The sequence below is a fragment of the Streptomyces sp. NPDC053079 genome, from assembly GCF_044546695.1.
In the GTDB taxonomy this organism is placed as follows: domain Bacteria; phylum Actinomycetota; class Actinomycetes; order Streptomycetales; family Streptomycetaceae; genus Streptomyces.
In genome coordinates this window covers 1454208-1473887 of sequence record NZ_JBITZJ010000001.1, presented here as the reverse complement: position 1 = coordinate 1473887, position 19680 = coordinate 1454208, and the positions used below count along the sequence as shown (strand labels likewise).

Below are 19680 nucleotides of genomic sequence, written 5' to 3'. Positions count from 1 at the left end.
CGCGCCCGGGCCCGGCAACGCGGCACATTGAGCGGCGGCGCACAGGGGGCGGGCCCGCCGTCGGCCGGCTGCCGCCCTGACGTCTGTCGGGTGCGAACAGCTGGGGAAAGGGACGGACTTGAGCGGGAACGGTGGCTCGCCTACGGCGCCGAACGGCGCGCCCGAGTCGCGCCCGCCCGGCCGTCATGGACGGCCACCGAGACGCCCGGCCAAATTGCCACATCCAACCCTCATCTGAACTTGTCGGGACCGAGGACAGCGGGCGGGACCAGCCGTCCGTCTCCGTGCAGGCGTTCGCCGGCGGCGACAGCGAGCCGGGCCCAGTGACCACGACCAGCCCTCCTCCCCTCCCTGATTCAACTCTCCCTCGTATAAAGGAGAAAGAAAGTGCTGCAGAGCGACCAAACCCCTTACTCAAAGACCCTCGAAGAGTTCCTCGAGAAGATCAGGACGTGGTTCAAGGACGACTACAGGGGCTTCAAAACCATGTACTGCGCCGCGGTCAAGAACGTGGTGCCGTACCCGGAGGACACACCGGCAGAGGTCCGCTGCGACTGGAAGGACCAGGACATCGATTTCCTGTGTCGGTTCTTCACTGACTGGTACAACTGGAAGCCAGGGGTCAACAACGGGCTGGACTACATCGAGAAGTTCAGCTGGCTCAACTACGAGAACGACTACGGCATGGTCTTCGTAACCTGTGGCCCGGGGTACGACATGACCGCCGACTTCACGAACCTGCAGGGCATGCAGATGGACGAGCAAGGGCCGCAGGCGAAGGAACTCATCAACAAGTGGATCGATGAGCTCGGGCCGAAGCGTATGGACGACTACGAGATCGAGGACTGGAAGACCTTCAACGAGTTCTTCATCCGGAAGGTCAAGAAGCCCAAGCGGCCGGTCGACGCCCCGCACGACGACAGCGTGGTGGTCGCCCCGGCCGACTGCGTCATCAACATGATCGTCGATCAGCTGACCGAGACCACGCCGATCCCGGTCAAAACGGTGACCATGAACGTCGCGCAACTGCTCGGCAACTCCAGCTACGCCGAGAGGTTCATCGGCGGTACGGCGGTGTCGTGCATCCTGATGCCCGACAGCTACCACCGGTACCACGCCCCGGTGACCGGTGAGGCGGTGGAGGCCTGCGAGGACATCCACGGCGTGTACTACGGCATGCGGGACTTCCCCGAACTGCTCGACAAGGGGGACGTCGGCTACGGCTACGACTACGAGATGTTCGATCACTTCCGGCGGGGCTACGTGATCTTCAGGACCGAGTACCTGGACCGCTTCGGACATCGGGACGGCGAAGGATACGTCGGAATGGTGCCCGTCGGTCTCAACTCGATCGCCTCCGTGAACTTCCTGCCCCAGTTCAAGAACCTCGACGAGCCGGTCAAGGTGAAAAAGGGAGACGAGATCGGAAACTTCACCTACGGCGGGTCGCTGAACATCCTGCTGTTCGAACACGGCCGGTTCCCCGCACTGCAACTGCATCAGGGGCAGCGCATCGGAGTCCTGGAGGATCCGGAGCGGACGGCCGGGCTGTTCACCCGCTCCTACCACAGGCCTTCCCGGCAGCGCCGTCCCCTGACTCCCTGAGCCTGCTGCCGAACGGAAGGTGCACCATGTCCCATGACCTAGTCGCCTCGATCCCGGCGAACGTCCTCAACACCCAGCGCATCGATTTCTACACCAAAGACACCAGGAAGGTGCGCTCCTACGCCGGGCACGTAGACGTCGACAGCACGGAGAATCCGGGGACCGAAAACCACCTGTTCTACTGGTTCTTCGAGAGCCAGACCTGCAACCCCAACGTCGCGGTGCGGGATCAACAGGATCTGATCAGCCGGACGCCGCTGCTGATCTGGCTCAACGGCGGGCCCGGCGCCTCCTCGCTGCTGGGGCTGTTCCTGGAGAACGGGCCGCTGTCCATCGCCGACGATGCCGCCGGGACGATATCCGTGAGCCCCGACACCTGGAACCAGGAGGCGCACGTCGTCTTCTGGGACCAGCCCATCGGCACCGGATACAGCTATTCCGATGCCGACGAGTACGTCAAGGACGAGAAGGCCCTCAGCCGGATGTTCTGGGAGGCCCTGCAAAAGTTCTTCAGCGAGCACCCGGAGTACAGGCAATGCCCGCTGTACGTCTGCGGTGAGAGCTACGCCGGTAAATACGTACCGGCGATCGCCCGGGAGATCGACGACCAGAACCGCCGGAATACGGGCCAACGGCACCTCAATCTGAAGGGGATCGCGGTCGGCAACGGCTGGATCAAGCCCGAGCTCTCGCTCCGCATCCTGATCGACTACGCCTACACGACCGGTTTCCTCGGCATCAGCCAGAGGGACTCCCTGTACCACGCCTACGGCGTGTTCAAGGAAGCCCTCGACGCGAAAGACATGAAGACGGCCACCAAGCACGGCAACGATCTGGTGGCCAAGGTCAAGGCGTACGGGGGGAACTTCGACCTCTACGACGTGCGGCGCTGGGACGATCTGCCCATGGGAGCACTGCGCGCCTACCTGGACAGTGAGAGCGTGAAGAAGTCCCTGCACGTCCACACGGACGTCACCTGGCAGTGCGCCGACAACGACGGTCTGGTGGCCGGAGCATTGGTGACGGACAACATGGCGGACCGCTCCGAGTGGTACACCGAAATCCTCGACAAGGGCTACAAGACCCTGCTCTACACCGGGAACTTCGACACCGCCTGCGGGTACCAGAGCACCGAGGAAATCCTGGACGGCCTCATGAAGCAGAAAGGTGAGCACGCGCACGCGGAGTGGCGCAACGCTCCACGGCTGATCTGGACGCAGGCGCAGGGGAACCCGAAGGGATTCGTCCGCCGTCACGGGAATCTGACGCAGGTCAGCGTGCCCGACTCCGGGCACCAGGTGCCGGCGTTCCAGCCGCAGATCTGCCGGGAGATGCTCTACAACTGGCTCTTCGATCGTCCCTTCCCCGGCTACGACCCGCAGCAGCCGCTCAAGCAGCGCAACGGCGACGAAGTCGGCCTGCCGAAGGACTGAGCGCACCCGCACTGGCCGCCCGGCTTACCGCCCCGGGCGGCCAGTGCCGTCCACGTGGCCTCTCCGACGCCCCCGGCGGGCGCTCGGACAGCGTCCCGGACACGGTCGGACACCGGCTCTGACCAGGCCGGACAGTCGCCGGGCCGTCCGGGACGGCTCGGCGTATTGCCTCCGCCCCACCCCCGCCGACAGGCTCCTGCTGACGGCCCACCCGGGCCGTGCACAGCGCTCTCCCGTTCTCGTCGCGTCGGTCGTCAGCGACGCGACACGGACGCGACGAAGGCGCGACAAAGGCGCGACAAAGGCGCGAAGACAGCAGAAGGAGTCACACATGACCAAGGTGATGCAAGCGATCGCCGATCGTCTGGTGGAGCGGCTGGTACCCGGGGCCACGGCCCATGCGTTCGGGTGCCGGAAGGTCGGTTCGAAGTGCATCAATGGCCGTTGCGCGAACAAGAACAAGTACACGCAGTACCGGATGAACTGTGACGACGGCAGCTACTACTACAAGTTCGGCCACTGCGGCTGTTGAGCACGGCCGTCCATTCAAGTCTTCGGTCTTCTCCGGAGCGGTAACCGGACGCCGGTGGTCACCCGGAAATTGGGTCCACCGGCGTTCCCGGTCTTCGAACTCCACTGGCACGAGGGGAGGGTGTCCCCCGATATGGAACTCGCCGCAATGTCCTGCCGGACCCTGCTCGTGGTCGTCTTCACGGTCGCGGTGGTGGGCAAACTCCGCAGTACGGAGTCCTTCGGAGCGTTCGTACGCTCCGTGCAGGGGTTCGCCGCGCTGTCCCCGCGTCGGGGACGCGCTGTGGCCCGCCTGGTGGCCGGGGCGGAGGCGGTCGGGGTCGTCCTGCTGTTGCTTCCGGGGCCGGTGGCGATCGTAGGGTTCGCGCTGGTGGGGTGCTTGCTCGGGGCGTTCACCCTCGCGATCGGGGCGTCGCTCCGACGCGGTGTGCGGGTGCCGTGCCGGTGTTTCGGGGCTTCCACGAACAACACGGGCCCGCTCCATCTCGTCCGCAACGGCTTCCTGTTCGCCGTGGCGGTGGCCGGCGCCGTAGGGACGTTCCACGGCCTGCCGCACGCACCGGGCGGCCTCGCGGTAGCCGTGGCCACCGGCCTCGTACTGGGCGTAGTGGTGACCGTCCTCGACGACATCTCCGAGTCGCTGCGCGACTCCTTTTCCTCCTTCCCCGTCGCCGTACGGAAAGGGCAGAGGTGATCATGCCGTATCTCATCGCGGCCGTCGTGCTCGTCGGCGCGCTGTGCCTGCTCGACCTCCTGCTGACCGTGGGGCTGATCAGACGGCTCCGCGGGCAGCAGGCCCGGCGTACGTCCGCGGAGCAGTTCGTCGACGACGGGATGCTTCCCCCGGGCGCGGTCGTCGGGGCCTTCGAGACCCGGACCGTCGACGGCCGGCCCCTGCGCAACCGCGATCTCGGGACCGGCACCGTCGTGGTGTTCCTGTCCCCCGGCTGTCCTCCGTGCCACGCGGAGCTGCCGCGGGTGGTGGCGGCGCTGGGGGCGGCGCCTGCGCCTGAGGCCGTCGCCGTCGTCGCGGGCGGCGCCGACGGTGACGCGGATACCAAGCAGATGCTCGAGGGACTGGGTCCGGTCACCAGGGTCGTACACGAAGGCGACACGGGGCCCGTGTCCGGGGCGTTCGCGGTCCGCGGCTTCCCCGCCATGTGCCGGGTCCGCGCCGTCGGTGACGAACTCGTGGTGGAGGCCGTGGGCGAGCACGTCCTGCCGGCCCCCGTCCCCGCCGCGCCATGAGCACGGCGGGGGCTCCGTCGCCGGGGCTGCGGCGGCTGGCCGACGTCTTCCGTGCGGCGACCGGGCTCGCCTTCAAGGCGGCGCCCTGGCACCTCGCGGCGCTCACGCTCCTCACCGCCGTCGGCGCAGTGCTGCCCATCGCCGCCGCGTGGACCGTGCGGGCGGTGCTGGACCGGCTGGCCGCCGGCGGCGGGCTCGACGCGCTCCTCGTACCGGCCGGGCTGCTCGCCGCGACGGGAGTCGCGGCCGCCGCGGTGCCGCACGTCGTCCAGTACGTCCAGGCCCAGACGCAGCGCGCGGCCGGGCTCCGCGCCCAGGACGACCTCTACCGATCCGTGGACGGCCTGACCGGCCTGAGCAGATTCGAGGACCCGCGGTTCCTCGACCGGCTGCGGCTGGCGCAGCAGGCCGGGGGCCTGACGCCGACCCAGGCGGTCAACAGCGCGCTGGGGGGCCTGCACGGGTTGATCACGGTCGGCGGATTCCTCGGCTCGCTGATCGTGCTGAGCCCGCTCCTGGCCGCCGCCGTGCTCCTGGCCGGTGTGCCGGTGCTGCTCGGTGAACTGGCGATGAGCCGCCGGCGGGCGGCGATGCTCTGGGACATCGGCCCCGCCGAGCGCCGGGAGCTCTTCTACCTCCAGCTGCTGACCAGCACGCAGGCCGCGAAGGAGATCCGGCTGTTCGGCATCGGCGGCTTCCTGCGCGGGCGGATGCTCACCGAACGCCGTAAGGCCGACGCGGCCAAGCAGGCGGTGGACCGCCGGGAGCTGGCGATCCAGCTCGGCCTCGGCGTGTTCTCGGCAGTGGTCGCCGGCCTGGGCCTGCTGTGGGCGGTACGTGCCGCGGAACAGGGCCGCATCAGCATCGGCGGCGTGTCCCTGCTGGTGGCCGCCCTGCCCGCCGTACAGACGGCACTCGCCGGACTGGCCAACGAGATCGCCAACGGGCACCAGGCGCTCCTGCTCTTCGACCACTACGTCGCGATCCGGGACGCCAAGGACGACCTGCCGGTCAGCACCCGCCCCAGGCCGGTGCCGCGCCTCCGGAAGGGCATCGAACTGCGTGACGTCTGGTTCCGCTACAACCCCGAACACCCCTGGGTGCTGCGCGGGGTGAACCTCACGATTCCCGCGGGCCGCTCCGTCGGCCTGGTGGGACTCAACGGAGCGGGAAAGACGACGCTGGTCAAACTCCTGTGTCGCCTGTACGACCCGGACCGCGGCCAGGTCCTGTGGGACGGGACCGACCTGCGGGCGTTCCATCCCGCCGAGGTTCGCCGGCGCATCGGGGCCACCTTCCAGGACTACATGGAGTACGACTTCACGGCCGGCGAGAACATCGGGCTCGGCGACCTGGACCGGCTGGCGGAGCAGGACTCCGTCGAACGCGCCGCGCGCCTGTCCGGGGTGCACGACTCCATAGCCCGCCTGCCCGACGGCTACCGCACCATGTTGAGCCGGACCTTCTTCTCCGAGGACAAGGACGACCCGGGCACCGGCGTCGTCCTGTCCGGTGGACAGTGGCAGCGCCTCGCCCTGGCCCGGTCGTTCCTCCGCGACCGCGCCGACCTCCTCATCCTCGACGAGCCCAGCTCCGGGCTCGACGCCGAGGCCGAGCACGAGATCCATCTGCGTCTGCGCGACCACCGGGCCGGCCGCACCAGTCTGCTGATCTCCCACCGGCTCGGCGCGCTCCGGGACGCCGATCTCCTCGTGGTGCTGGAGAACGGCCGGATCACCCAACAGGGCACTCACGACCGGCTGATGCGGGACGGCGGGGCCTATGCCCGGCTGTTCACGATGCAGGCCCGCGGCTACCGGCCCGGAACACCGGTGGCCTCCGCCGCCGTCGACACGTGAGGAGGTGTTCCCATGCAGCCAGCCGGTCGACGGCTGCTCCCGTTCACGGTCGTCGCGTTCGGGGCGCCCCTGCTGGGCGTTCTGCTGGTGCGGCGCTGTTTCGCCGTGATCACGGTCGCCGGTGCCAGCATGGAACCGGCCTATCGAAGCGGCGACCGGGTGCTGATCCGGCGGCTCAGCCGGAACGGGGGCACGGACGTCAAGAGGGACGGGGTCGTCGTCGCGGCGTGGCGGCCGCCTTCCGGCGCCCCGCCGGGTGAGCTTGCGGTGGCGCACGGCGCTCCTGGCCGGTCGGCCGATGTGCCGTTCGGCGGCCCGCTCGGCGCCCGACGCTGGATGATCAAGCGCGTGGTGGCGGTCCCCGGCGACCCGGTCCCGATAGGGCTGGGACCCGCCCTTGGCACTGAAGCCGGCAAGCCCGTACCTCAGGACCGGTTCGTGGTCCTGGGCGACAACACCGCTCACAGCCACGACTCCCGCCACACGGGCTACGTCGAACGCAGCGACATCCTCGGAGTGGTCATCCGCAGGTTCGAAGGCCGCCCCTAGACTTCCGTTCGCTGACGGCTGCTTGGGTGTGTATGCCACTGCTGATGAAGGGGGACTCCCATGAGCTCTTCGCCCGTACGTCGTACGCGGGTGCCGCAAGAAATGGATGGGGGCAAAGAATTCGCGCGGTCCGCCTACTCTTCGGCGTTCGAGCTGTCCGCGGCCAACGTAGCGTCCTTGACGCCCGAGCAGTGGGCGCGGGCTGTCTTCGAAGGCGCTCCCGCCGTGGTGCGATGGATTCTGCTCCTGGGGTGGCGCCGCGTGCTGGGACTTCGGTTGAGGCTTTCGTCGCCGGAAAGCGTTCTCGGGTGGTCGGTTGCCGATCGTGGCCCCGGAACGCTCACGCTCGAGGCGCACTCGCGGCTGATCGGGGCGCGTAACGTCGTGCTGGTGCGCGAGGGGAGCGTCGTGTGGGTCACTTTCGTGCGCTTCAACCGGCCGATCGCCCGGCCCATATGGGGCCTGGCCGCGCCGGTCCACCACGCAGTCATCCCCTGGCTCCTCAGGCGCGGCCTGCCGAAGACGCCGTGACACCGAGGGGGCGGAGAAAGTCGTCTCGATTGCCATGGCTCGGCTGGTCACCGACGCATTACCGATCGCCAACAAGCGCCGGAAAGTGCCGTTGAGTTCCCTGTTCCGCCCTGACAAGATCCGTCGCATGCCGGGCAGCGCCCTCCCTCGAGGGCGTGGTGACACCGAAAGGGACCGGGGATGCGGTACGGAAAGTCTGGCCAGGACCGGGCCGGCGAGGAGCTGCGACGATTACGCCACGAGCGGGGAGTGTCGCTCGCACAGCTCGCCAAAATGGCCTTCTACAGCAAGGGGTATCTGAGCAAAGTCGAGAATGGCGAAAAGCTCTTGTCCCTGGAGCTGGCACGTGCATGTGACCAGTCGCTGGAGACCGGCGGGCTGCTGGAGAAAATCGTCCGGTCCACGGCCGAAGCCGATGCCGGTTCCGACCGGGAGCGCGATGAGGCGTGCCCGTACCGGGGGCTGTCCTCCTTCGACCCGGAAGACGCCCGCTGGTTCTTCGGGCGGGCCAAGGCGACGGCGGAGCTCGTGGAACAACTGGCCACGCGGCTGAGGCGTTTCGGTCCTCTGCTGCTCACTGCCCCGTCCGGAGCCGGAAAGTCGTCTCTGCTGAGGGCGGGCCTGGTACCGGCCCTGGCTCGTGGGGTCCTGCCCGTCAGCGGTTCCGGCACCTGGCCGGTGGCACTTCTCACGCCGGGAGAACGCCCCGCCGAGGAACTTGTGGGCCGCATCGCCGCTGCGACGGGATGTTCACGACAGCAGCTGGACACGGCTCTGAGGGACAGCCCGGAAGCGTTGGCAGCGACCGTACGCACCGCGGTGGAACAGCTTCCGCTCGCGCGCCCCGCCGCGCTGGTCGTCGTGGTCGACCAGTTCGAGGAGACGTTCACTCTCTGCGCGGACGAGCACGCCCGGGCTGCCTTCGTGGAAGCATTGCTCGCGCTGAGCACCGGGAGGCCGGAGGGCGACATGCCGACGGCGCTGGTCATCCTCGGCATGCGCGCGGACTTCTACGACCGCTGCCTGGAGCATCCCGGCCTGGCGACCGCCCTCCAGCAGGGCCACATGGCCCTGGGACCGATGAATGGGGAGGACCTGCGCGAGGTCATCACGGGGCCGGCCCGTCAGGCCGGCCTGGACGTGGAGCCAGGGCTGGTCGACGTCCTGTTGCGCGACATCGGCCAGGCTCCGGGCGACCCGGCGAACGCCGGCCTTTCCAGGGCCGGCGTTCTCCCGCTGCTGTCGCACGCACTGCTGAGCACCTGGCAGCAACGCGAGAACGCCACGCTGACAGTGGCCGGCTACCAGCTGACGGGCGGCATCTCAGGGGCCGTGGCGGCCACGGCCGAGCGCGCCTACACCTCGCTGCCCGACGAACTGCACCTGGCGGCCCGGCAGCTCCTCCTGCAACTGGTGCACATCGGCGAAGAGACGGAGACCAGTCACCGCGCCCACCGCGGCAATCTGCTCGAGGGCGGCCACGCCCGTGAGGCCTCGGAGGCCGTCCTCGACGCGTTCGCGCGGGAGCGCCTGCTGACCGTGGACGCCGACCACGTCGAACTGGCTCATGAAGTGCTGCTGCGGGTGTGGCCGCGCCTGCACCGGTGGATCCACGAGGACCGGGCCGGACTGCGCGCCCGCCAGCTCCTCACCGAGACGGCCTCCGGCTGGCAGCAGGAGGGACAGGACCCGGGGCTGCTGTACCGCGGGGCCCGCCTCGCCTCCGTACGGGAGTGGATCGCCGGCTCGCCCCACCACGCTCCCCTCACTCCCGTGGCCCGGGCGTTTCTGGAAGCGAGCATCGCGCACGAGGCGACCGAGAAGCGGAAGGAACAACGCCGGTTGCGGCGTCTGCGCCGGCTGGTGGGCTGCCTCGCCATCCTGGCCGTGCTCTCCCTCATCTCCACCGCCATCGCCTTCCAGCAGACGCGGACGGCACACGACCAGCGCCGTGTCGCCCTCTCCCGCGAGCTGGCGGCGCGTGCCGACATCCTGGTCCCGGAACGCCCCGAGGCGGCCATGATGCTGGCGCTGAGCGGATACCGTAAGGCGCCGTCCGCCGAAGCCCGCGGCAGCCTGTTCAGCGCCTACGCCCAGTACAACGCACGGCAGTTCACGGGCCATGCCCGGCACATCAACGCGGTCGCCTTCAGCCCCGACGGCCGCCTGCTGGCGACCGCGGGCGTGGACCACACGGTGAAGCTCTGGGACGCCTCCGGCTACGAACTGCTGGCCTCCTTGTCAGGGCACACCGACTCGGTGGAGGCAGTGGCGTTCTCACCGGACGGCCGGACGCTGGCCACCGCGGGCTTCGACCACAGTGTGAAACTCTGGGACGTGGCCGCACGCCGGCACTCGGCCACCCTGGGGGGAGGGGACAGCGAACTGACCTCTCTCGCCTTCTCCCCCGACGGCCGCACCCTCGCGACCGGGGGACTGGATCGGACGGTCAGGCTGTGGGACGTCGCGGGTCGCCGGCAGACCGCCACACTCACCGGGCACACCGATCTCGTCCACGCGGTGGCCTTCTCGCCCGACGGCCGCACGCTGGCATCGGGGAGCGGCGACCGTACAGTCCGCTTGTGGGACCTGAGCACTCGGAAGACCCGCACCACACTGACGAATCACGCTGACGCGGTGCTGGGAGTCGCCTACGCCCCCGACGGCCGCACTCTGACCAGCACCGGTCAAGACCGCTCGGTGCGCCAGTGGGACGCAACCACCGGCCAAGAGACCTTCCGGTTCGGAGGTTTCGTCAAAGCCACTTCGGGGGTGGCTTTCTCCCCCGACGGCCATACCCTGGCCGTGGGCAGCTACGACGGCGGGGTCAGGTTGTGGGGGGACGGCGACCGCCGGGCGCAGACGCTCACCGCAGCGAGCGGCGACGACGTCGTCACGGCGGTGGCGTTCTCCCCCGACGGCCGCAAACTGGCGATAGCGACGACAGGAGTGGACTTCACTTCCGTCTGGGACGTCGCCACACGCAAGCGTCTGACCACCTTGTCGGGGCAATCGGACACCGCCGCGATGGCCCGCTTCAGCCCGGACGGACGGATTCTCGCCATCGCCGACTCCCGCGGCACGGTCACATTGCAGAACACGCGGTCCCTGCGACGGGTTGCGACTCTCGCGCAGGGTTCGGCGGCCATCACGGGCCTTACCTTCAGCAAGAACGGCCGCCGCATCGCAGCCGCTGACGCCGACGGCTTGGTGCGTCTGTGGGACACGACCAGCCGACGGCTGACCGCCACCCTCAACGCACACTCCGGCGCACTCCAGACCGCAGCCTTCTCCCCTGACGGCCGTACGCTCGCCACCGCCGCCGCAGACGGCACGGCCGCTGTCTGGGATACGGAAAAGCAACGACTGATCATCATGCTCAACTCGCACCGGCGCGAATTGTCCGACGTGGCGTTCTCACCGGACGGCCGCACACTGGCCACCGCCGGCTACAACGGGACGGTCAAACTCTGGAGCACCCGTACCTGGCAGAGCACAGCGACCCTCACCTCGAGCCAGGATGCCGTCACGGCCCTGGCCTTCTCCCCGGACGGCACCACTCTCGCGACGGCCGGCAACGACCGGACTCTGCAGCTGTGGCGCGTCTCCACGCGCGAGAAGGCCGCCAAGCTGACGGGACATACGCTCAACCTCACCGGTGTCGCCTTCTCGCCGGACGGCCGGACGCTGGCCACGACGAGCGGGGACCGCACCATCCGTCTGTGGGACCTCGTCAAGGGCCGGACCACAACGGTCCTCACCACACGCGCCGGCGAAAAGTCACCGGCCTTCACACCCGACGGCCGAGCTCTCGTCACCGTCGGACAGGACGGACTCGCGAAGACCTGGAATCTCGACACCGAAGCCGTCGCCGGCCACGTGTGCGACCTGGCGAAGACCCATCGCTGGAACCTGCTCCTTCCAGATTTCCCCGACAGCTCTCCCTGCGGACGAGCCGGTGGCGGAAGCTTGCTCGTTCAGTCCGCGCGAGGTGTCCAGTGACGGCTGCCGCGTTCCGCCTCCACCCCTGCGGTCCAGGCGACCACGGCCGAGATCACCACTGAGGCCAGGAGCAGGGTGAGGCAGAGGGCCCCCGACAGCTCGGCGCCGTAAGGGCCACCGGTGACGGCCTGGCCGAGAGCCACGTACACGATCAGGCCCAGCACACCCGCCAGGGCGACGGGCGCGCCGAGGGTCCACACCGCGGTCGTCCGGAAGACACGGCTGTTGCCGGTGAGTACGGCCAGCGGGGCCAGCGAGCGGGCGAAACGGAGGTACTCGGACGAGGCCGCGAACACCATGGCGATGACCAGCACCACCGTCCCGAGAAGTCCGAGGAAGGGCAGCCAGCGCGACTGGTGGCCGAGGGTGAAGGACTTGTTTCCCTCGAGCATGGGCTTGATGGTCGCATCGGTGCTCAAGGCCAGCCGGGCGGCTTTCTTCACGGCCGGCACATCCAGTGGCCGTGCGGCGCGGGTGAAGACGACGTACCAGGCGTCGTCCCGGTCGAGCCGCGTCGCCTGGCCGACGCGGACCGTGGCGCCGGTGGTGCCGAAGTAGGTGTACGTCGCGAGTTTCAGGCGCCGGTCCAGGCCCGTGAAGGCGACGGCCGCCTTTTCCCCGGAGCGCGGGCACGGCAGGGACAGGGCCCGCAGGTCCGCGCAGGGCGCCTGGATGATCCGTGTGCCCTCCTGCCCTGCGTTCCCGGAACTGGCATGGCCGAGGGCGACCATGTGGGTGCCGGCCGGCAGGGCCGCACGGAACGCTTCGGCGGGCCGTGCGCGGTCCGCCGCCTGCACCAGCGCCATGGACTGCGGTTGCCCGGACCGCAGCAGCGCCGGGTCGCCTCCCCGCGTCGTCAGCAGAGAGCTGGTCAGCTGGGCCTGGCCGACGACGCCGACGGCGATCACCAGTGCGGCGACGAGCCGGACGATCGCACCCGGATGAGCGGCCAGGTTTCTCGACGCGATCAGCAGGGCCGCGTTCCCGCGGCGCCGGGCAGCCTTGGCCATGCGAGGGGCGAGTGAGGCGACGGCCCACCCCAGGACGGAAGGGAGCGTGGCCCACACGCCGATGACGGCAACGAGATAGCCGAACGCGGAGCCGCCCCCTCCGAGGGAGCCGAGGACCAGTGCCATGACGGCGAACACCGGGCACGCGGCGAGGGCGAGGCGGCGGGTGAACCTGCCGTCGCCGGCCCGGACACGTGTCGAGTTCCTCCCGTGGCGCGGGCGCAGCAGTACGACGAGTGCGGCCATGGCCACTGCGGCGCCGACAGTGGTCGCGGCGAGCGTTCCCGTGGCCCGCCGGACGTCGCCGACGGCGACGGAGAAGTCGATCCACGGCAGGCGCACGTTACCTGCGAGGAAGGGCAGCAGGAGGGCGGCTCCCAGCACGGTGCCGGCCAGGATCGGCAGGGCGGCGGCGCCGAGGCTCATCCATGCCAGGGCCCTGCGGCCGGCTCCCAGCGCGCGCAGCAGCGCGGTGCGGTGGTCCTGGCCCTGCGCCCCCGTGCGGGCCGCGGCGACGGCGAGTCCGGCGGCAGGGAAGAGCAGCAGCGCGACGAGCAGCATCATGAGCTGCTGGCGGCGTTCCGGCTCGATCAGTCGCAGATCCCCGAAGCTGGGGCCGGGCGATCCGAAGCCGACGATGGCGTCGAGGTAGCTGCTGTCGAGCATCGCCTTGCTGGGCCTGGTGTAGACGAGGCGTTCTCCCGGGGTGGCGAGACCGGAGTCCGCGATGGTCGCCGTCGCCGTGCCGTAGCGGCGGTGGTAGTCCTCGGCAGCCGGGCCGTTGGCCAGGGCCGGTGACAGTACCGACTCGCCGGGTCCGGGCCAGCGGCTCAGTCCGGGCGGCAGCGGTGCGTCGTCGGTGAGCGGTTCCACCACTACGACGGTGAACTGCCGGCCTTGGTAGTTCTCCCAGTAGCGGCCCCACAAGGCCGTGGGTTTCTGGCCCTTTCCGGCCATGACGGGGTTGCGGGCCTGGCCGCGGACCTCGCGCCCGTCGAACGTCGCGGCCGTGAGCACCAGCGCGGCACCGGCCAGTACCAGGACGGCGGTGGCCATGAGCAGGGCGACGAACCGCCCCCGGCCGCCCTCGCTCCTGTGCGATGCCGCCCTGCCGACGCGCAGCATGGCCAGCGGCAGCGTGAGGGACGCTCTCACCGGTCGTCCCTCCCCGCCACCTGTACCAGGTGACCGTGGTGCAGGTGCAGGGTCCTGTGCGCCCTGGCTGCCACCGTCCGGTCGTGGGTCACGACGAGGAGGCCGCAACCGCGGCGCTCCGGCACCGAGAACAACACGTCGGCGACGTGGTCGCGGGACCCTTCGTCCAGGGCCCCGGTGGGCTCGTCCGCCAGGAGCAGCGACGGGTTCTCCATGAGGGCCCGCGCCACGGCGGCTCGCTGCCGCTCGCCTCCGGACAGGTCGGATGTCGCCACGCCGTCGACGGGGACGCCGAGTTCCTCCAGCAGTTGGCGGGCCCGGCGATGGGCGGTCGTCTGCCCCTCGCCTGCCAGCAGGGCGGGCAGGATCACGTTCTCCACCGGGGTGAGCTCGGGCAGCAGCTCGCCGAACTGGAAGACCATGCCGATGTGCCGCTGCCGGAGCCGGGTCACGTGGGCGTGGCGCATGCCGACCAGGTCCCGCCCGGCGATCCGCACCTGCCCCGCCTGTGGCCTCACCAGCCCGAGCACCAGCGACAGGAGAGAACTCTTGCCCGACCCGGACGGTCCCATGACGGCCACGGACTCGCCCGCTCGAACGATCAGGTCCAGGCTGCTCAATAATTTTCGGTCGCCGATCCGGTAATCCAGTCCCTGGATATCCAGTGGGACGGCTTCGGGCTCCATCCTTGTCCTTTCACCAGTGCATGAGTGCATGAGTGCATGACGCGTGTTGCACGGCAGCGACCACGGGTGAGGTGGCGCTCACTCATCCGCGCCGCCTCACCCGTGGTCAGGACTCCCCCTTGCTGAACGGGGGACTATCCGTGCGGGTGGTTGTCGGTCCACCAGTCACTGCAGGAGTCCGGCTCGGCCTGCAGGGAAACACAGGCACGCATGTCCCATATGCGGCCGCCGCTGCCACTCCAGACCGGCGAGGAGCCGTAGCCGCTCTTGTTCCAGAGGGTGTACACCTCGTTGTCGGGGTAGTTGCGGTTGTACCTCGTGTATACGGCGTGACTGTCAGCCTTGATGTCCTCGACGGCGGCCTTCGTCTTGTAGGAGCGCCAGGAGTGCACGGCACCGGAATCGTAGAGATCCATATCGGCGAATGCCGTGGAAGTTCCGACGGTGCCAAGGGCGAGGAACGCGCCCACAGCGGTAGCTGCGAGCCGCTTGGTCATCGGTCTCATGTTGATCAGTCCCTTTCTCTTCAGCCGGCCCCGCCGCGTCGTGCTTTCCAGCCCACCCCCGTTGATCCCTGGGCTGGAGTGCCGTGCGGAGAAGCCGGTCATCGTGTCGTCGGCCGGCGCTGATGTATGAGTCGCCAGGCCGCCGTTGTCTTCCTGCAGTTCAGCCGGAGGGCATGCTGACGGTCGAGGGGTTTCCCTGCCCCCTCGACCGGCAGGAAATAGGGAAACCGCGGCTGACCTGCGCAGATTCGGATGGGCGGGGACGGGTTGGCCGAGCCTCGGTTCCCTACCGAGGGCGTGAACCACCCGACGATTCGAGAACCTCCTTCTACAATCGCGGGGTCGTCGGCCGGCTGCCGCTTTCGCGGGGCCGCCGTTGTCGAGGGTGAGCCGGGGGTGCGGCCGTGACGTGGCGATGGTGCAGAAGGAGCAGCCGTAGATCAGAGGCCGAGGACGCGCCGGAGCCTGCACCGGCACCGGCACCGGCACCGGCACCGGCACCCGAGGGGACGTCCGGGGCGGTGGAGAGGCATCGGTGGGGGCACCACCGGGACCCGTGGCGTGAGGAGTGGCAGGGGTGGCTGCGCCACTCCCCTGTAGGGACCGGTCTGCTGCTGTGGTGGAGGGACGAAGGGGGCGAATTCCTTTCCCGCGTCGGGCCGGAACGGTACCGGGAGCGACTGGCCGAGCTGCTGTCCCGCGCCGAGCCGCGGGACGTGGCTGCCCTGGGCATCGGGTGCACTCGTCGTATCGACCGGCCGTGCCGTGATCCGAGGACGTGCAGCCAGGATCCGGCCGACGGCCCGGCAGGCGAGGCGGTCCGGTATCGCATGGGCCCGGTCCCGGGTGCCTGCAGCGGTTTCAAGGACTGCTGGACCGCGTACGGGATCGACGTGCAGTTCACCATCGGCGACCGGCACCGCGCCGTGCACATCCAGGACCCGTCCGACTTCTCCTATGTGGGTGTCTGGGTCGACGGCGTCCGCGTGGCGGAGGGCATCTCGCTGGAGCAGTGCGGGTACTGGGCCGGTGAGCGGTTCTACGTGGTGCAGGCCGCGGGTCCGGAGGACCATCCGGAGCAGGGACCGGTGATGGGGAACCTGGGCTGGAACATCCTGTCGCTGGCCGTCCACGACGTCGCACGGGCCACGACGCGGCTCCTCGTGCCCGAGGCCACGGAGACGTGGACCGATCCCGTCCTGCAGGTGGAGGGCGACACCTTGTGTGTCTACGCGGACGACGAGGCCCGCGAGGCCGGGCGGCCGGACCGCGTGCTCCCCGTCCCGCCGGCACCGTCGTGATGACCGCGGCTCCACCAGTGACGGCGACCTCAAGGCAGCCCCGGCGACGCGGCGATGGCGAACGCGGGTGGCCTTTGAGCTGTCCCGCCGCGCAGAGAGGCACGGTCCGCCCGCCCGAAGGGTCGTGCGCCGCGCCTCTCGCCTTTCGGTGCGCGGCTCAGCTCATCGGCTGGTAGTACCAGGCGCGGCCCGGCTGTCCTCCTTCGTAGTGGTTTCCGGCGGGCGTCCCCATGGTCAGCTCGGCGAAGTCACCGGCTTCCGCCATCGCCGGCGGCTCGTAGACGGGCTGTTCCTGCTGCTGTTCCATCTCGGTGTCCTTCCTCGTCTCCTGCCTGGTCGTGGGCAGGAACTCCGGTCCTGGCGGCTCCCTGCCCACGGGCACGGAGCCAGATCTCGCAGCCCAGGGTGGTGTCCAGGGCGGAGGCCAGGCGGTGGGGGCTCAGGTGTACGGCGAGGAGCTCCGCGCGGAAGGCGGTCTCGTCGATCAAGCCGGCGCGGGCCAGCGCCGAGCCGTCGAAGAGGTCGAGGAGCTCGGCGCGGTTGCGGCGCACGGCGTGGTGGAACTCGGTGCTGTAATCCCCCTTGGTGGACCGGTCCAGCACGCCGGCCGTCAGGATCGGGCGCAGCGCGTCGACGAGCACGGGTTTGTAGCGCCCGGGAGCGTTGCGCTCGGCGACCCGTACGGACAGGGCCGCCTCGACGACGCCGTCGTCCAGGAAGGGCGCGGCGTACTCGAGCCCCCCGGCGGCGGTGAGTCGGTCCGTGCAGGCCACCCCGAAGGCTCCTGCCCGTACGCAGACGAGCGCCATGTGCTGGCCGCGTTGCCGGGCGAGGGGTTCCGCGTCGGCGCCGGCGGCCTCGCGCAGGGCGTCCCGGGCGGCCCGGACCGCGTCGGGGGTCGCCCAGACCGGCATGCGCAGTTCGTCGCCCCAGGAGAGCGGGGGTGCGTGGGCTTTCCCGGAGAGGGAGGGGTGCGGTCCGGTGAGGCCGTCGGCCCAGGTGGCCAGCCACTGGTTGAAGGTGCTGCGGTCGGCCAGGGCCCGCAGTACGGGCCACAACGGTTCGCGGAAGGCGGCGCGTTGCCTGCGGAGGCGGGCGAGCGCTGCGAGCGGGTGGCTGCGGATGTAGTCGTGCAGGTGGTGGGGCAGGGCGGTGAACAGCTCGTCGGCGCCGCCGCCCGTCATGTGCAGGCGCGAGCCACGCTCGGTCATCCACTGGGTGAGTGCGCTGATCCGGGCGGCGTCGCGGGCCCACGGGCCGGGCTCTCCGCCGGTGTCGGTCACGTCGGTGAGGCCGCTGTACCAGAAGGGTGCTCGGTCGCCGTCGGCCACGACGTGCTCGGCGGCGGGGAGTTCGGTCATGGCGCGCTCGGCCCAGGCAGTGTCGTCGTTGCCCGCGTCGCGACTGGCCCAGCGCATCGTCACCAGGCGGGCCTTGTCGTCGCGCGCCGCGAGGAAGCAGAGGCTGGTGGAGTCCATGCCTCCGGAGAGGTCCGCGCTGATCGTGCCGCCGGCCGCCGCCGTACAGGATCCGACGGCGGCCTCCAGCGCTCGCCGCACCGCGTGGGCGCCTTCTGCCGCGGGCAGTTCCGGCTCGGGCACGGTCCACCAGCGGCGGGTGCGGGCCCGTCCGTCCGGCTCGATGACCAGGCAGTCGTGGGGCCGGACCGTCTCGACGCCCCTCCACACGCTCCGGGCATCGAGAGGGTAGGGGGGTGGCGCGGACAGCAGGCGCAACGCGAGCGCCTGTTCGTCGTAGCGTGCCCCGGTGAGAGCGGCGAGCGCGTCCGTTGTGGAGGCCGCGACTGTTGCTTCGCCGACCCGCGCGTGGTGGACCTGGCGCACTCCGGACGCGCTGCCGCGGACCGCCACCCGATGGCCGATCGAGGCGACGACGTAGAAGCTGCCGGCCAGGCCACGGACCGCCTGCTCCATCTCGTCGACGCGCCGTACGTGCTGCAGTCCCACCGCGAGGCCGTCGGCGGTGACGGGGCACCGTCCGATCACCGCGAGCCGCGCCGGTCCCGCTTCGGCGGCCGTCACCCACCCGTCGGGCCAGTCACCCACCAGCCACAACCTGCCCGAGGCGTGCGTGATGCTTCGGGCAGCGCGGCGACGGAGCTCCTGGGCGGCGGGCAGGGCCGCGTCTCCGTCGGGGAGCACCGCGAACCACGTGTCGGCGGCGGTCATATCGCGCGCCCCTCTCCCCCGGTCACGACCGCTGCCGGGCCGTGCTCGTCAGCGCAGCGGCTGGAAATCAGCATTCCACGCGCAACGCCAGGTAGTGGGCATTATCACTCAAGCAGGGAGAAGGTCGGATAATAAGACGCCGTGGCGGCGGTGTCGGTGTCGGCTTCGGCGTCGGCCACAGACGGCAAATACCTTCTACCGACGCCGTCGACGAAGGTCGTGTCGGTGGTCGTGTCAGTGGTCGTGTCAGTGGTCGTGGCCGTGCCGGCCGAGGGTTTCCACGGGTGTCGCTCCGGGGCGGGTCCACTGCGGCACGGGCCGGCTGGTCGGGCCCCAGGTGGCGACGCCGTCGGCGTCCGAGCGCCAGTACCAGCAGGCCTGGCGGCCCTCGGCCGGGTACCCCTCGCGGACATGGCCGATCACGGGCCAGCCCTCGGGGTTGTCCTCCCATGCCTCGCCGCGGCCGTAGGGCGTCATGTCGAGCAGACCGAAGGACCCGTTGACCCGCTCGTTGCCACGGCCCGTCGTGGAGTAGGTGAGGAACGCGCGGTCGCCGTCGCGCAGGAAACAGGTGAGGTACCCCATCTCTCCGCCGACCGGCTCCGCCACGCCCCGCACCGAGTACCAGGGCTGGGTGTAACCCATGAACTCGACGTAGGGAGCGACCTCGTCCCACGGGCCCGAGGTCAGGACGGCGAACGAGACGCCCCGGGCGTTGAGGTAGACGGCGTCCTTCACGTGCCAGGCCGTGGTGGTGCAGCCCTCGCACTGCCCCTGGTGCGGCGCGCCGTCGTACCACATGTGCTTGTAGACCACGAGCTCGTCGCGCCCCTGGAACAGGTCGAGGAACGGGACCGGCCCGTCGGCGCCGGTGACCTCGACCGCGCCGTCGAACTCGACCATCGGCAGCCGCCGTCGGGCCGCGGCGATCGCGTCGCCCTCATGGGTGTGCGCCTTCTCGCGGACCAGCAGTTCCTCGCGCGCCGCCTGCCAGGTGGCCAGGGCGACGACGGGCGGCTTGCCGGGGAGGTTGCTGCTCGTGTTGCCGGGCGTGGTCGTCATGGCGTCCTCCGTG

The 19680-nt window shown here is 70.0% G+C and carries 16 protein-coding genes; 10 read left to right on the top strand and 6 right to left on the bottom strand.

The window, feature by feature from the left end:
• Positions 1 to 387: 387 nt before the first annotated feature.
• From ACIGXW_RS06165 to ACIGXW_RS06125, 9 genes are all read left to right on the top strand, one after another.
• On the top strand, positions 388 to 1605 hold the full coding sequence (locus ACIGXW_RS06165) for a phosphatidylserine decarboxylase (protein WP_399570335.1): 1218 nt from the start codon (positions 388 to 390) through the stop codon (positions 1603 to 1605).
• 26 nt (positions 1606 to 1631) lie between these two features.
• Complete coding sequence (locus tag ACIGXW_RS06160; RefSeq protein WP_399570332.1) at positions 1632 to 3038, top strand: hypothetical protein; 1407 nt, start codon at positions 1632 to 1634, stop codon at positions 3036 to 3038.
• A gap of 331 nt (positions 3039 to 3369) precedes the next feature.
• Complete coding sequence (locus ACIGXW_RS06155; protein ID WP_071967275.1) at positions 3370 to 3570, top strand: hypothetical protein; 201 nt, start codon at positions 3370 to 3372, stop codon at positions 3568 to 3570.
• Positions 3571 to 3702: 132 nt separating this feature from the next.
• On the top strand, positions 3703 to 4263 hold the full coding sequence (locus tag ACIGXW_RS06150; RefSeq protein WP_399570330.1) for a MauE/DoxX family redox-associated membrane protein: 561 nt from the start codon (positions 3703 to 3705) through the stop codon (positions 4261 to 4263).
• Positions 4264 to 4265: 2 nt separating this feature from the next.
• Positions 4266 to 4817, top strand: a complete 552-nt coding sequence (locus ACIGXW_RS06145; protein ID WP_399570327.1) for a TlpA family protein disulfide reductase — start codon at positions 4266 to 4268, stop codon at positions 4815 to 4817.
• A complete protein-coding gene (locus tag ACIGXW_RS06140; RefSeq protein ID WP_399570325.1) occupies positions 4814 to 6676 on the top strand; it encodes an ABC transporter ATP-binding protein in 1863 nt (620 codons plus the stop codon). Before ACIGXW_RS06145 ends, ACIGXW_RS06140 begins: the two co-directional genes overlap by 4 nt.
• A 12-nt stretch (positions 6677 to 6688) precedes the next feature.
• Positions 6689 to 7225, top strand: a complete 537-nt coding sequence (locus ACIGXW_RS06135; RefSeq protein WP_399570322.1) for a S26 family signal peptidase — start codon at positions 6689 to 6691, stop codon at positions 7223 to 7225.
• Positions 7226 to 7285: 60 nt separating this feature from the next.
• A complete protein-coding gene (locus ACIGXW_RS06130; protein ID WP_399570320.1) occupies positions 7286 to 7756 on the top strand; it encodes a DUF2867 domain-containing protein in 471 nt (156 codons plus the stop codon).
• Positions 7757 to 7936: 180 nt separating this feature from the next.
• Entirely contained in the window at positions 7937 to 11758 is a 3822-nt protein-coding gene (locus tag ACIGXW_RS06125) for a helix-turn-helix domain-containing protein (protein ID WP_399570317.1), read from the top strand.
• Here the strand turns inward: ACIGXW_RS06125 and ACIGXW_RS06120 are convergent.
• The 3 genes from ACIGXW_RS06120 to ACIGXW_RS06110 all read right to left on the bottom strand — a co-directional run bounded on the left by ACIGXW_RS06120 (position 11734) and on the right by ACIGXW_RS06110 (position 15025).
• Positions 11734 to 13923, bottom strand: coding sequence for a hypothetical protein (locus ACIGXW_RS06120; protein ID WP_399570315.1), 2190 nt, complete (start codon positions 13921 to 13923; stop codon positions 11734 to 11736). The two genes, ACIGXW_RS06125 and ACIGXW_RS06120, sit on opposite strands and share 25 nt — an antisense overlap.
• Positions 13920 to 14609 (bottom strand): ABC transporter ATP-binding protein, encoded by a 690-nt coding sequence (locus ACIGXW_RS06115; protein ID WP_399570313.1) that lies wholly within the window; start codon positions 14607 to 14609, stop codon positions 13920 to 13922. The genes ACIGXW_RS06120 and ACIGXW_RS06115 overlap by 4 nt, the downstream gene beginning before the upstream one ends.
• Positions 14610 to 14743: 134 nt before the next feature.
• Positions 14744 to 15025 carry a hypothetical protein gene (locus ACIGXW_RS06110; RefSeq protein WP_399570311.1) on the bottom strand — a complete coding sequence of 94 codons (282 nt, stop codon included), beginning with the start codon at positions 15023 to 15025 and terminating at the stop codon, positions 14744 to 14746.
• 920 nt (positions 15026 to 15945) lie between these two features.
• Between ACIGXW_RS06110 and ACIGXW_RS06105 the strand changes: the two genes are divergently transcribed.
• Positions 15946 to 16416: a hypothetical protein gene (locus ACIGXW_RS06105; protein ID WP_399570308.1), complete on the top strand. Its 471-nt coding sequence runs from the start codon at positions 15946 to 15948 to the stop codon at positions 16414 to 16416.
• Positions 16417 to 16573: 157 nt separating this feature from the next.
• Here the strand turns inward: ACIGXW_RS06105 and ACIGXW_RS06100 are convergent, their stop codons facing one another.
• The 3 genes from ACIGXW_RS06100 to ACIGXW_RS06090 form a co-directional block, all read right to left on the bottom strand.
• Positions 16574 to 16723 carry a lasso RiPP family leader peptide-containing protein gene (locus ACIGXW_RS06100; RefSeq protein WP_104531824.1) on the bottom strand — a complete coding sequence of 50 codons (150 nt, stop codon included), beginning with the start codon at positions 16721 to 16723 and terminating at the stop codon, positions 16574 to 16576.
• The gene (locus ACIGXW_RS06095) at positions 16665 to 18605 is read right to left on the bottom strand and encodes an asparagine synthase-related protein (RefSeq protein WP_399570305.1); all 1941 of its coding nucleotides are present in this window, start codon (positions 18603 to 18605) and stop codon (positions 16665 to 16667) included. Before ACIGXW_RS06095 ends, ACIGXW_RS06100 begins: the two co-directional genes overlap by 59 nt.
• A 246-nt stretch (positions 18606 to 18851) precedes the next feature.
• Positions 18852 to 19667 carry a DUF899 domain-containing protein gene (locus ACIGXW_RS06090; protein ID WP_399570302.1) on the bottom strand — a complete coding sequence of 272 codons (816 nt, stop codon included), beginning with the start codon at positions 19665 to 19667 and terminating at the stop codon, positions 18852 to 18854.
• Positions 19668 to 19680 lie beyond the last annotated feature (13 nt).